Origin of the sequence: Candidatus Jidaibacter acanthamoeba, assembly GCF_000815465.1 — a bacterium.
GTDB lineage: Bacteria > Pseudomonadota > Alphaproteobacteria > Rickettsiales > Midichloriaceae > Jidaibacter > Jidaibacter acanthamoebae.
The window spans coordinates 1-256 of the sequence record NZ_JSWE01000152.1 but is presented as its reverse complement, the minus strand read 5'-3'; the positions used below and the strand labels follow the sequence as shown (position 1 = coordinate 256).

At 43.0% G+C, this 256-nt stretch carries 1 protein-coding gene; it reads right to left on the bottom strand.

Annotated elements, in window-relative coordinates:
* Positions 1-256, bottom strand: a 256-nt coding sequence (locus NF27_RS07660) for a HEAT repeat domain-containing protein (RefSeq protein WP_039457852.1), incomplete at both ends; no start/stop codon positions are given.

The window sequence follows — 256 nt, the reverse complement described above, 5'->3', positions numbered from 1 at the left end:
AAGCATTTATTAGCACAGGTACTACTATATCTCCATGCCCTGCTCCTACTTTACCCAGTGCTTTAGCTGCACTGCCCCTAACATACTCATCCTCATACTCATCCTCTAAAGCTTCTATTAACGGAGGTATTACTATATCTCCATGCCCTGCTCCTACTTTACTCAGTGCTTCAGCTGCCCTTATACTGACCTCATCATCAATATCCTTTAAAGCATTTATTAGCACAGGTACTACTATATCTCCATGCCCTGCTCC